7 protein-coding genes are annotated in these 13139 nt (G+C 69.9%); 5 read left to right on the top strand and 2 right to left on the bottom strand.

Annotated elements, in window-relative coordinates; all coding sequences use genetic code 11:
- Positions 1-3 precede the first annotated feature (3 nt).
- Complete coding sequence (locus tag LXT23_RS26575) at positions 4-678, top strand: hypothetical protein (RefSeq protein WP_253983089.1); 675 nt, start codon at positions 4-6, stop codon at positions 676-678.
- Between the two features lie 3 nt (positions 679-681).
- Here the strand turns inward: LXT23_RS26575 and LXT23_RS26580 are convergent, their stop codons facing one another.
- Together LXT23_RS26580 and LXT23_RS26585 are read right to left on the bottom strand one after the other, a co-directional pair.
- Entirely contained in the window at positions 682-1182 is a 501-nt protein-coding gene (locus LXT23_RS26580; RefSeq protein WP_253983090.1) for a GNAT family N-acetyltransferase, read from the bottom strand.
- A gap of 18 nt (positions 1183-1200) precedes the next feature.
- On the bottom strand, positions 1201-1980 hold the full coding sequence (locus LXT23_RS26585) for a carbohydrate-binding protein (RefSeq protein ID WP_253983091.1): 780 nt from the start codon (positions 1978-1980) through the stop codon (positions 1201-1203).
- A gap of 147 nt (positions 1981-2127) precedes the next feature.
- On the opposite strand from LXT23_RS26585, the gene LXT23_RS26590 reads away from it, so the two are divergent.
- The 4 genes from LXT23_RS26590 (at position 2128) to LXT23_RS26605 (ending at position 13085) form a co-directional block, all read left to right on the top strand.
- Positions 2128-2595 carry an FBP domain-containing protein gene (locus tag LXT23_RS26590; protein WP_253983092.1) on the top strand — a complete coding sequence of 156 codons (468 nt, stop codon included), beginning with the start codon at positions 2128-2130 and terminating at the stop codon, positions 2593-2595.
- Positions 2596-2600: 5 nt separating this feature from the next.
- Positions 2601-2819, top strand: a complete 219-nt coding sequence (locus LXT23_RS26595) for a hypothetical protein (RefSeq protein ID WP_253983093.1) — start codon at positions 2601-2603, stop codon at positions 2817-2819.
- Positions 2820-3073: 254 nt separating this feature from the next.
- Entirely contained in the window at positions 3074-7528 is a 4455-nt protein-coding gene (locus LXT23_RS26600; RefSeq protein ID WP_253983094.1) for a hypothetical protein, read from the top strand.
- 37 nt (positions 7529-7565) lie between these two features.
- Complete coding sequence (locus LXT23_RS26605; protein ID WP_253983095.1) at positions 7566-13085, top strand: RHS repeat domain-containing protein; 5520 nt, start codon at positions 7566-7568, stop codon at positions 13083-13085.
- The last annotated feature ends 54 nt before the right edge of the window (positions 13086-13139 follow it).

Consider the following 13139-nt stretch of genomic DNA (forward strand, 5'->3'; position numbering starts at 1 on the left):
GCCATGTCCCGCCTCCTCGCCCTCCTCCTCGTGTGTGCGCTCCTGCCCCGTCCGGGGCTCACCCAGGACACCCCGGCCCCCACGCCCACCGATGAGACGCTGGTGGCGCCGCCGCTCGTCCCCGCGCCGGAGCACGTGGAGCCGGAGCCCCTCGCCCCGCCGAAGCCCACTCCCACCCGGGAGGAGAAAGGCGGAGGGATGCCCACCCTGCCGCGCATCGTGCTGGAGACGCTGGCGGGCGGCGCGGGCATGGTGGTGGGCGGGTTGCTGGGGGCCTTCCTGGGCATCGCGACCTCCGACTGCGCCATCCTCGAAGGTGACTGCAGCAGCACGGGCGTCCTCGCCCTGGCCGGGATGTCCCTGGGCGCCACGAGCGCCACGTACGCCACCGGCACCTGGATGAAGGGAGAGGGCAGCCTCCTGGGGTCCTTCATCGGCGGCGCCCTGGGCACGTGCGCGGGGCTGCTCATCGTGGGCTCCAACGGTCCCGACGAGGCGGCGGGCGCGATTGCCCTGTTCTCCCTGCCGGCCATCGGTGCCGTGGCGGGCTACGAGCTGGGGCGCTTCGCCCAGCCCGACACGGGCTTCTCACTGACGGAAGGCCGCGTCAGGTTGATGCCCGCCGTCAGCGCCTCGCCGGGCGGCGGCGTCATGGGCGGGCTCGTCGGGCGGTTCTGAAGCTCAGAGGCGCTGGAACATGACATGCAGCCCGACCCGGCCGTGCTTCGGGTGGTCGAAGGCTTCGGGCACGGTTCCAATGATGTGGAAGCCGAGCGACTGCCACAGCCGCACCGCCACCGTGTTGGTCTCCACGACGGCGTTGAACTGGATGCCGTGGTAGCCCTCCCGCCGCGCCCAGCCGACCATGTACTCGCCCAGCTTCCGTCCCACCCCGCGCCCCTGGTGGGCCGGGTCGACCAGGAAGCTCGCCGTGGCCACGTGAGAGCCCCGGCCGGGCCGGTTCGGGCCCATCTTCGCGGAGCCGAGCATCGTGCCGTCGGCGTCCACGGCGACCACCGTCAGTCCGGGCGGGCGCTCCATCCACCACGGGAGGGCCTCCTCCAGCGAGAGGCCCTCCGGAAAGGCATACGTCTCCCCCGCCGCGACGATGGAGGAGAAGAAGGGGTAGATGCGGGGCCAGTCTCGCGGGTCTGCTTCACGGATGCTCAGCGGCGGTGACATGACTGGCCCACCTGGATGCTAGGGAATCGTGTTGCCGTTCGGATAGGACAGTGAGTATTGCCACCCCAAGTTGTTGTCCCAGTACGTCACGCCGTCGACCGTGTAGCGGATGGCGAAGCGCACCGTGGGCACCGTCGGGCTTCCCTGGGGGTAGACGGGGATGCTGAAGAGCCAGCGCTCCTGGCTGCCGCCAGAGCCGGGCACCGCCTCCCGGTAGACCGCGCTGAACTCCTGCACGGTGGCCCAGTTGTCCGAGGAGGACAGCGTCACCACGTTCTTCGCGTAGGCGAGGTTCTTCAGCACCAGGTAGCCGGTGACGAAGAAGCCCGAGCGGCTGGGCCCGAGGACGGCGGTGTCCAGCTTCACCGCCCTGCTCCCGAGGAGGAACTCCGGCGCGCTGGCGCCTCCGACGCGGTAGTCGCCACCGCCGTTGTTGTCCCAGAAGGTCTGTCCCGCCACGGTGTAGCGCAAGGCGAACCGCGCCTCCGCGCCGGCGGGCACGTCCTGGGTGAAGGACCAGCTCTCATAGCCACTGGGCGCGGCCCCGAAGTAGCCGGCCGCCGTCTCGCTCCACTGCGAGCCGTCGGTGGTGTAGACGAGCGTCACCTGCTTGGCGTAGTCGAGGCTCCTCACCTCCACCACGCCCACCAGCTGGTTGCAGGCCGCCGAGCCACACGTCTTCTTCAGCTTCGCGTAGGCGAGCCGCACGTTCGGGTCCTCCGCGCGCGCGGTGCCCGCGGCGGCGAACAGCAAGGTCAGGGTGAGCAGCGCGATGCGTCCAGGGTTGAGGGATTTCAAGTGGGGCTCCTCGGGTTGCGGGGGCACCATTCAACCCCGAGGCAATCGCAGAGAGAACGACTTCCGTCGGGCTTTCCTTGATGGATTCAAGCCCGTCTGGAATTGTGAAGAGCATCCCACGAACCGTCATGACGTCGTCACAGTCCCATGTTCCGAATCGAGACAGAGAAAGAGCTGCTGAACGCATTCCGTTCGCGAGACCGCAAGCACGTGGAGCTGCCCAAGGGGACGAAGCTTCCCCTCTTCGTCCGCGACTACCTGGCGTGGGTAGACCCGTACGGCGTCCGCATCTTCCTGCTGTTCTCGCCGCCGGGCAGTACCCGTCCCATGGGCATCGCCTTCCGCCGGGACCAGCAGGGTGACAAGGCCCTGGCGTCGCGGGTGTGCGAGTGGTGCCATGCCCACGGCACGGCGGACCAGATTGGCCTGCTCACCACGGATGTGGATGCGAAGCGCAGGGTGGGCGTGAATCTCTGTCTGGACCTGCGCTGCAACGAAAAGCTGGAGTCGATGATGAACCTGGCCGGCGCGGACCTGCTGGAAGGGACCCAGAAGCTGCTCGGCCACATGGCCCGCTTCGCGGACGAGGCGCTGGGCATGGAGGTCCGCACGTAGGCGGCGTGGGGCCGCTGCCCCTGGTGGGCGCCGCGGTCGTCCCCGCCCTGGTGGGCGTGCTGCACGCCCGGAGCCGGATGGCGGTGCTCGCCGGGGCGAGCGACCTCGCGGCCCGGCACCAGGTCGGCGCGACGGGGCCGGCCACTTCCCACCTCGGGTCGAAGGAGCCGAGTCTGGCGCCCGTGGAAGCGGCACGGGAGCAGAAGACGACCGTGGCCGTGTAGACCGCCGTCCGCACGACACGCGCGGGACCTCTTGGGCGGGCTCGTCGGAGCTTTAATTCCGGCACCTCCAGGAATATCCCGAAGCGACTTCGTTCATTCAGCAGACATTTCCCACTCCGCCGCTGGAGCGCCCGGGCACACACCTCGCCCGGGCGCGCTCCGTGGCGTTCTTCTCAGTCTCAGTCTGCAGGCGCCCTCGGGGGCGCCGGGAGCCCGTGCGCTTGCGCGCGAGCTCCATGAATGGAGTGCTTCCCTTGCGTCGCTTCAATCCGTGGTGGCTCGGTGTGGTGTGCCTGCTGGTGGCATGCGGAGGACCTCTCGAGGACGAGGTGCCGGACCTGGAGGCACTCGCCACGAGCGAGCAGGCCTCCGGCGCGTGTGACGAGACACGGCTGGCGTGGGAGTCCGCCGGGAATCCGTCCAACGTCTGCGCGGTGCCGTGGCAGTACGGGCTCGACTGCAACAAGTCGGGGAGCACGAGCGCCTGTGGCGCCCGCACCGGGTACCAGCAGAAGACGTGCATCCACTACCCGGTATGCCGACTCCCCCAGTTCGGGGTCGAGGGCCGGGCGACCAAGACCTTCACCCAGACTGTCTCCTCCTGCAGCTCCTTCACGGTGAAGGAATGTCGCCCGAAGCCGACGACGCCCGACATCGAGCTCTGCACGACGGTCACCTACTACAACTGCCAGTCGCAGTGCGTCGCCGCGGCCCAGGCGAAGAGGAACAGCCTTCCCCTGGCGGACCGCAACCTGGTCACCATCCTCTCCGCCAGCGGGGCCACCGAGTCCAGCACGTCGTCCGGCGCCTGCACGTACACGCTGAGCAACTGGCCCACCTACAATGCGAAGGAGGACACCGCGTGCGGGGCCGCCACGGGCACCAGCACCTGCGACGACCTTTCGAACCCCATCTACCCGACGTGCCGGAACAACAGCTTCGGAGACGACGTCCCCTCCGCCTGTAACGCGAGCGTCCTGTTCGCTCCGGCCGGCACCATGCTGAGCGGCGTGAGGCAGACGGCGGGCACCGTCTGGGGGGCCATGGCCCCGAAGAACTCCGAGGCGACCCCGCTCTACGTCCAGCCGCCGTTCTGCCGGACCTGCGACCATCTGACGCTCACCGCCCAGAGTGATGCCGCGCAGGTCACCGCCAAGTACGACTGCCTGGTGCAGAGCCTGGCCGCGGGGCTCCCCGCGGGGGCTGGAGGCGCGCAGCTGCGCTCCGAAGTCGTCGCCCGGCTGAAGCTCCTCTTCGAGCTGCACGCGCACCACATGACGCCTGCCCAGGAGCAGTTCAGCCGCGGCTTGTACCAGTCAGACCCGCTGGCGAACACCTCCTGCAGCTCCGGCTACCTCCCGCCCTCCCTCGGCAGGTGCGGCATGAACCTGACGGCGCTCAACGCGGCGCTGGACGCCTGCACACGCCTGTCGGGGGCCCACGTGCCGGGAGCCTCGGCCCGCGCCCAGCTTCCCTTCTGCGTGGGCCTGGCGTCGCAGGTGGCGGCGGTGCCCGCGGGCGTCTGCCAGGGCGACGCCTACCGGGACAACTATCATGGCATGTGGCTGAAGCTGTACGAGCGCACGCTCTCCGACATGCGCCGCCAGGACGTGCCCGGTGACATGCTCCAGCGGAAGGTGCCGGAGCCGTCCGACGTGCGCATCCACCTGGCGAGCATCAGCAACTGGCACGCGGTGCAGCAGGCGCAGCTGTTCCCGGCGGAGCCCGACAGCCCCGTGTTGATGCGGCAGCTGAGCGAGACGTTCGGTGTCTTCTGGAAGGCCGCCTACGAGAACACGCTGTTGAACGTGACCGGGCCGCCGGTGCACGCCAAGCCCCTCAACGCGGGGCTGCTGGTGGACCAGACGGTGCTCACCGCGGTCCTGACCGGCACCCCGGCGATGAGCGGCCCGCCGCTGCTGATGCTCCTGGGCGACGGCTTCCACGGCCTCTTCGAGCGCATGGAGGACTTCAGCTACCTGCACGACCTGGGCTGCCGCTTCAAGGGCTGCGGCCCCGCCGTGGACACCGAGATGGCCGAGCTGTGGGCGCTCTTCGGCGCCGTGCCCGACACGGCGAAGCTGCAGGCGGCGGTGACGGACGCCAACCGGCTGAACACGTCGAGCTACGACCACCACGCGCAATGGGTGGGGGTGTTCAACCTGCTGCACGCCAATCACGCCACCTTCACCCAGGCGGTGGTGGCCGCCACGGGCGCGCCTTCGTACACGCCGGACCTGCTCAAGGGCGGCGCCAACGGCCTGCCCGCGCCCATGGCCGGCTGGGCCCGGATGGTCGAGAAGGCAGACGCCTACGCGGACAGCTACGCCAAGTCCGGGTTCTTCGTCAGCACCGCGCGTGACACGTTGAAGACGGGCATCGAGGACTACAAGGCCAACTTCATCAACGACGTGGTGACCACGCGCAAGAGCGCGCTCACGACGGCGGTGGACACCTATACCCAGAACCGCGCCGCGCTCATCAGCGAGGTGCTGAACGAGGTGGGGAACGCCGCGAACCAGAAGACGGTGCGCACCACGCTCGCCCGCAAGCTGAATGAGTTCTACGCGCTCGCCGCGGACCTCGTCGGACTCCAGGACAACCTGCTGAGCCAGGAGGCGCAGTTCAGCGAGTTCGCGGCGGCTTTCAATACCGCGCTGGAGAACGAGTCTCCGAACCTGGGCACGGACATCCAGCGCGGGCCGCTGCAGACGCTCAACATCAGCGCCGCCGAGGCGCACGGCGTGACAGGGGGGGCGTTCGACATCTTCACGCTCGCGGTACGCCAGCCGTCCGGTGGCGTGGGAGGACCGCCTGCCTTCGGCATTCCGGCGCTGAGGGGGGAGCTGCTGAACTTCGAGGTCTCGGGCGAGTACGCGCCCAGCTGCGCCATCTCGGGAGCGCGGCTGCTGGACCCGGCGAGCGGTGCCCCGGTGACCATCGGGGTGGGCGGCACGGCGGCCCTGACGGGCCCCGGAGGCTACACGGCGGTCTTCAGCAACGGGAGCTTCACGGCGGAGAACGCCAGCGCGAGCACCTTCGCCAAGGCCTCGACCGAGGTACGGGCCTGCGCCGGCGTCAAGGTGGAGACCGGCGTCTCGTTCTTTGGCAACGGGACCAAGGCGTACGCATTCGCGGAGGCCTGTGTCAATGGCTCGACGGGCATCGACGAGGCGATCAACTCGCAGGCTGGCACCGAGGCGCGGACCTCGGCGAGCTTCGCCATCGGCCTGCGCCTGCCGAACACCCCCTTCCCCAATGCCCCCGTCGGCAGCCTGCTCCTGGTCGCGATGAGCCCGGGCACCTCCGACCGGTCGGGCGTCCTCGACGTGCAGGTGCTGCAGGCGCGCACGTCCATCGTGGTGAAGCAGGACGCCGACTACTACCTGGTGGTCAACGACCAGGGCTCCTGTGGCGACGACACCTCGCACCGGCTCACGCTGACGGTGATGCGGCTGATGCCCACGGGCGAGGCCGCCAGGGCGCTGGGCAACGCCATGGCCACGGTGATGACCGAGCTGCGCGCGGCGACGCCCGCCTTCGTCAACCAGGGACGCGTGACGGGCTCCGAGCTGGAGGCGCTCAGGAGCAACGCGCAGAGCCGGCTGCTCCTGGAGTACGGGGCCGAGTGCCCCGGCTGTTCCACCAGCCAGATGCCGGAGGTGTTCGGCTCGCTCTTCACCACCTTCGTCAGCAAGGAGCTCGCGAGGCTGGAGCGACTGGTGCAGCTGCGCACCGTGGAGCGCGCCCTCGAGCTGCAGCTGCTCGAGCTGCAGACCCTGGGGGACGACCTGACGGCGGGCGCCGAGAAGGCGCGGCTGCTGCGGCTGCTGCCCCTGTGGCGGCTGCGCAACCTGGATGGCGTGGAGCTGCGCGAGAAGTCGCGCGCACTGACGAGCCTGGTCACCGAGTACCTCTACCCGACGATGGACCTGCGCCACCCCAGCGCGCTCGCGCCGCTCAAGACGCACGCGAGCATGGACGCGCTGGTCCAGGCGGACTGGTCCGACGACTTCGCGGTGCTCTGCGCCAAGGCGCTCACGGCCGTGGGCACCATCGAGACCGAGCTTGCCACCGCGCGCGTCAACGACAAGGCGCCCAAGGAGTTCGCGCTGGCCTTCGCCTTCCCCAACCCCTCGTTCTACCTGGGCACCCGCTGGAGCAGCGCGGACCTGGAGCGCTCCGAGGCCGTGTGGAACAGCATCTCCACGGGCTCGGGCGAAGTGATGATCACCCTCACGCCGGACGACCTCTACAGCGCGGGAGGCCAGGGGGGCATGCTGCTCTGCAACCACCACATGCCCGTCATCAAGAACCTGGGCGTCCAGGTGGTCAGGCCCTTCAGCAGCACCAACGCGGCGGACTCGCAGGCGGGGCTGACGGTGCCGGTGCGGTGGGAGGACGTGCTCGCCTACCCCGCCGCCGGCAGCTTCAAGCACTACGCGATGCTCAACCCCGACTTCCTCGTCGGAGCCCCGCACCTGCTCTTCGGCAACGACATCGACGTGCTGACCACCTTCGCCCAGGACATCCAGCATCCGTTCGCCACCGTGGCGGGCAATGGCCTGTCGCCCTTCGGCACCTTCACCCTCGGCCTGGGCAACGTGGACCCCGCCATGTTCACCGATGCCTCCGCGCTGGTCGTCACCCTGAAGGTAGACGCGCTCGAAGTCGCTGGCCCGGCCATGGGCGCCGCGGTCTGCCAGTAGCCCTCACCCCGCACCATTCGAACGACATCCGGACCCCATGACACTGCAATCCCTCGTACGGCGGCTGCTAGGTGGCACCGCCCTGCTCATCTCCCCCCTCGCGCTCGCACAGCCCGCCGGCTTCACGGACGCGACGATACAACCCCCCAAGCTCGGCGCCCCACAGCGCGGCTCGCTCATCGGCACCTATGCCCAGACGGCCTTCGGCGCGGCGGACGTGGCGCGCGGCGGCTTCGCACTCGCCTCCGCCTTCACCTTCCCCACCGAGCGCGGCGAGCTGCTCGCCACGCCGTTTCCCACCTACTCGTCGGACGCGGGCCTGTCGGAGTGGGGCCATGGCTGGCAGACGCGGCTGGAGATCCGCCGCTGGCGCGTGCGCGGCGACCTCGACTACACGACGGACGAGCGCTCCAGCCCCTGGGGCCGGCTCATCCAGGGCAGCGACGGGGCCTGGTACCCGTCCGACATGAACCCCGCGGTGCGGGTGGAGGCGTCCGCCACCGGCCTCACCGCCTACCTGCCCGACGGCAGCGTCTGGAGCTTCGGTGATGGCGCGGGCGGCGCGGCGGGCTCGGCGCAGGTGAACACGCCGAAGGGCACCTACGCGTGGCACCTGCGTGAGGTGGTGAGCGCCACCGGCCGCAGGACGCGCTTCACCTACGAGGCCAATGCGACCAGGCGGCTCTTCCTGAAGACGGTGCAGTACGGCGGCACCGGCACCGACTTCCAGTACCAGGTGGACCTGGGCTACGCGCCGCTGACGAAGCCCGTCGACGACTTCCGCTCGGGTCAGAAGCTGCGCCTGGACCGGCGCGTGTCCACGGTGGAGGTGAAGGCGAGGCACGCGTCGCTGGGCCTCTTCGAGCCGCGCTGGCAGTACCAGCTCACCTACGAGGAGCCCGCGCAGGGCGTGGCCTTCTACCTCACCCAGCTGACCCCGACGTACGGCCTGGGGCGGAACGCGACGGCGGCGCCGCCGTCCCGCTACACGTACTACAAGTCCACGGACGCGCTCGCCGGCGCCTTCTTCGCCCGCGTGACGAAGCTGGACGCGACGCTCGTGGCCGCGGGCCAGGACGCCATCCAGCCCTGGCGCGCCGCGCTCGTGGACAATGACGAGGACGGCCGGCTCGACTTCGAGCACGCCCAGGCCCAGACGCTCTACGTGCAGGAGGACCACGGCTTCCGGGCCGAGCCGCTCCCGCCCCCCAACGCGGGCACGCAGAGCGTGTGCCGTCCCTCGGCGAGCACGAGCAACGGGCCGCGCCTGCTCACGCGGCTGCGCCCCAACCAGCCGGTGCCCCAGGTGGTGGCCATCAACAACCCGGGCGGTTCGGCGACCGAGTTCAAGGTCTGTGACCGCGCGGGCACGCTCCTCGCGCAGCAGTCCCTCTCCGGCGCCTGGCAGCTGGGGCCCCACACCCGCTTCGTGGACCTGGACAACGACCAGCAGCCGGACCTCATCCGCGTCGTCCCCGGCGGCTTCCAGGTGCGGCCCAATACCAGCGGCGCGCCGCCGGGCATCAGCTTCGGTCCCGCCATCACCGGCACCCTCAGCCCCAGCGTGTCGGCGAGCGCGACGTGGGTGCACGACATGAACGGCGACAGCATCCCGGACATCGTCGCGCGGCTCACCAACGGCCTGCACGTGTGGCCGGGCACCGGCGGGTTCAGCTTCGACTCGACGTCCGGCAGCCTGTTCCAGGTGCTGACGAAGAACGGGACGAGCCTGGCGCAGCTGGGCACCTATTCCGTGATGTTCGTGGACGTGAACCGCGACGGCCTCTCCGACGTCCTGTTGTCGAAGACGGGGCTCGCGCTCCTCTTCGTCAACGACGGCACCGCCTTCCGCGAGGTCAGCGTCCCGGCGCTGAGCTTCTTCAACGGGACGACGAGCGCGCTCACGCAGGGTGACTTCGCGGGCAGCGGCAACACCAGCCTCACCGTGACGCAGGGCCTGGACGCCTACAGCACCTCGCTGGACGGGCCGGAGACGGGCCTGCTCCAGTCCGCGGACGACGGCAAGGGCACCGTGCTGGGCTTCACGTACACCCGCCTGCCGGCGGCCCCCGGCGCGCGCTTCCGTCAGCCGGTGCTGGCGTCGCTGACGTCGGCATCGTCCGGGTACGACCCCGTCACCTACACGTACCAGTACTTCGGCGCGAACTACCACTCGCAGGGCGGCTACCTGCTCGGCTTCGACAGCGTGGTGCGCACGGCGCCGCAGGAGGGCCACGCCATCAACTTCCTCAACGGGGACACCTTCGCGGGCCTGCAGCTGTCCAGCACGCGGACGGACGCGCGCACGCCCCTGGTCAAGGAGGTGACGTCCCGCCAGTACGAGGACGCCACGCACCAGGGCGTTCCCTACAAGCGGGTGAACCAGGAGGCGACGGGGTTCCAGGACGCGGGCAACCCGGCGGTGACGTTGACCGAGACGACGCAGACGCTCGTCCATGATGGCGTGTGCCCGCAGCAGACGGTCCGCGCCACGCCGTGGGGCACCCTCACCAGCATCTCCATGCGAGCAAACCTCGCGGGCCTGGTGAAGCACCTGCACTGCCTGCCTTCCACGGTGAGCTACTCGGGGAGCCACCCGCAGCAACCCTCGCTCGACTTCTCGTACCCGGGCGTCATCACCCGCAACGCGGTGGGGCTGGTGGAGAAGGTGGAGGCGCTGGGGCCACAAGGCGCCCTCCCGCTACAGACGGTGACGTACTGGCCGGACTTCACCGTGAAGACGGTGAGCGTGCCGGGCCAGGGAACGACGACGTTCGACTACGACCGCCGGATGCTGCTGTCGCGCATCACCCAGCCGGACGGAGTGGTGGCGGAGGTCACCGAGCGCGCCCCCCTGCACGACGGGCTGCTCACCCTGACGACGCGGCGCGGGGTGAATGCCCACACGGAGCGCTTCCGCTACGACGCCCTGGAGCGCCTGGTGAAGCGGTGGGACGCGCTCGGCGGCGCGAGCGAGGCAAACCCGAACGAGCAGCTGGCCTACCGGTTCGCCACGGCCACGCGGCCCGGAGGCATCGCGGCCACGGCGCTGGTGGACGCGGGCCTCAACGCCCGGCGCTTCACGCAGGACCTCTCCACCGCCGCGGGCGAGGACGTGGCGAAGCCCCGCCTCATCCCCGAGGGCTGGGTGGTGGACGGGCTGACGGCGCACGACCGCCAGCAGCGCGAGACGACGCACTACGTGCGCCAGAACCTGCCGGCCAACACCGACATGGCGACGCTCGACTACGCAACGCTCCTGAGCGGCATCGAGCAGACGGCGAGCGAGCGCACCGCCGTCTTCGGCTACGAGGTGGAGAAGGCGCTGCGCCACCACGCGGACGTCGAGCAGACGCTGGCGACCTCGTGGGTGCTCGACGCCGGACGCCTGCGCGTGCAGACGGTGGAGAACGGGACGCTGGAGCACCGCCAGTTCCTGGATGCGGGGCGCCGGCTGGCGCGGTACGAGGACGCGCTCGGCGCGGCCTACACCTACGGCTACGACGCCCTGGGCCGGCTGCGAGTCGTGACGCTGCCGGGTGGCCAGGGCCACCGGCTGACGTATGACGGCTACGGCCGTGTCGGGCGCGTGGAGCGCGACGGCGTGGCGAGCGTGGACTACGAGTACGCGCCCGGCACGTGGCTCACCTCGGCGAAGCGCTTCCGCACGCCCGCCAACACGCTGGTGCGCGGCGAGGGCTACCTCTACGACGCGGTGGGCCGCCGCACCGTCATCACCCACACGCAGGCGGGTGGCGGGGTGAAGACGTACCAGCTCTACTACGACGGTGCCTCACCCGCTCAGCCCACGAACACGAGCTGGCCGGGGCTGCTCACGGCCGCCGCCGGTGACGGGTACGCGAAGAAGTTCGAGTACCGCCCGGACGGCAGCCTGGCCCGGACGACGCTGGGCTTCACCGGCTGGCGCAGCGTGGAGACCACCCTCACCCATGCGGAGGGCGGCGACGTGAAGCTGGAGGTGACGCAGGTGAAGGACGGCGGCGGCAGCGTGCTCACCACCACCGCGCTCGGGACCTCCTGGGACGCCCATGGCCGGATGAACAGCCTGAGCCTCGACGGACAGCCCTGGGCCACCGTGCTGTACAACGGGCTCGGACAGCTGACGAAGGTGGACTTCGGCGGCGGCACCTTCGTGGAGCTCGGCTACGATTTGCTCACCCGCAAGCGCACGAGCCTGGCGCAGACGGCGCCGACATGGACGTCGTCCGTGGGGTGGAAGCTGAACACGCGCGGCCTCACCGGCAGCGAGGTGATGGGGTTTGGCGGCACGCAGCTGACGCGCCAGTACAGCTACTCCGAGCAGGGCTTCCTCAGCAGCGCACAGGACGCGCAGCACGCGTACGCCTACGGCTTCGACGCCATGGGCCTGCCCACCCACATCACGGATGGCGCGGGCATGCGCACGCTCGCCACGGGGAGCAACACGCTCGTGGCCGGCGGCGTGACGTACACGTTCGACGGGCTGGGCCGCACGGTGAGCCGGGATGGCCTCACCCTCACCTACGGCCCCGACGGCCAGGTGGCCACCGCTCAGCACGGGGCGGGAACCTGGAGCTTCCTCTACGACGAGGACGGTGAGCGCATCCTCAAGCTCGGAGCGGGGGGCGTGCCGCTGGCTGGCTACCTCGAGGGCGGCGGCTACCTGGACGCCTCGGGCCTCACCCTGCCGGTGCGCGTGGAAGGCCAGGTGGTGGGCTCGCTCCGCAATGGCGTCTTCCAGCTGCTGTCCACGGACCGCCGCGGCACGGTGATGGCGGACCTGGATGGGACGGAGCGGCTGGCCTCGCCCTTCGGAGACCGCACCACCCACACGGCGGGCGCGGCAGCGCTGGACTACGTGGAGAAGGGGTACGACGCCGACCTCGGCTTCGTCCGCATGGGAGCGCGCGACTACGACCCCCGCATCAGCCGCTTCACCACGCCAGACCCGCTGTTCCTCCAGGACCTGGAGAAGTGCCGTGAGAGCCCGGTGGAGTGCAACCTCTACGGCTATGTGCGCAATCGCCCGCTGGACCTCGTGGACCCCACCGGCACCGAGGGCAAGGACGTCCCATCCAACCAGGCTGCCGGTGCGGCGGTGAGCGTGGGCACGCCCGCGGTCGTCGCAAACGCGAAGGAGGACATTTCCAATGCGGAGGACCAGTATTTCGAAGCCTCCAACTCGCGCCGGCAGGAGATGAAGTCCGTGTTGAACGTCATCAGCTCGGTGGGGTCCGCCATCAACGTGGTGAAGTTCATCGGCGGTTGCTACATCGGCGCCAACCCGCTGTTCAGCGGGTCACCACCGCGCGAGTACTACATTCGCGTCAACAAGGAAGGCATCCAGGAACTGCAGAAGCAGCAGTCCGCCCTCCAGAACGAGCTGTCGCTCTACCTGGAAGAGGGGATGCAGTCCTCGCCGGATCAGGCGCGCATGAACTTCGTCGACTCGCGCATCCTGGAGCTGTCCCGCAAGGACAGTGAGATGCAGAAGAAGATCGACAAGATGAGCGAGAACCTGGAGCTCATGGAGGTAACCAAGGAGGAGCTGCAGTAGAGAACGCTCCTGACGCGTCCTGGGGGCCGGTCCGTACTTTCGGCCCCCAGCACG

The organism is Pyxidicoccus xibeiensis, from assembly GCF_024198175.1.
Taxonomy (GTDB): domain Bacteria; phylum Myxococcota; class Myxococcia; order Myxococcales; family Myxococcaceae; genus Myxococcus; species Myxococcus xibeiensis.

Bases quoted from the DNA above. Each gene is read 5' to 3' on its own strand.
- LXT23_RS26605 (WP_253983095.1), top strand. From the start codon at position 7,566: ATGACACTGCAATCCCTCGTACGGCGGCTGCTAGGTGGCACCGCCCTG.
- LXT23_RS26580 (WP_253983090.1), bottom strand. From the start codon at position 1,182: ATGTCACCGCCGCTGAGCATCCGTGAAGCAGACCCGCGAGACTGGCCC.
- LXT23_RS26575 (WP_253983089.1), top strand. From the start codon at position 4: ATGTCCCGCCTCCTCGCCCTCCTCCTCGTGTGTGCGCTCCTGCCCCGT.
- LXT23_RS26590 (WP_253983092.1), top strand. From the start codon at position 2,128: ATGTTCCGAATCGAGACAGAGAAAGAGCTGCTGAACGCATTCCGTTCG.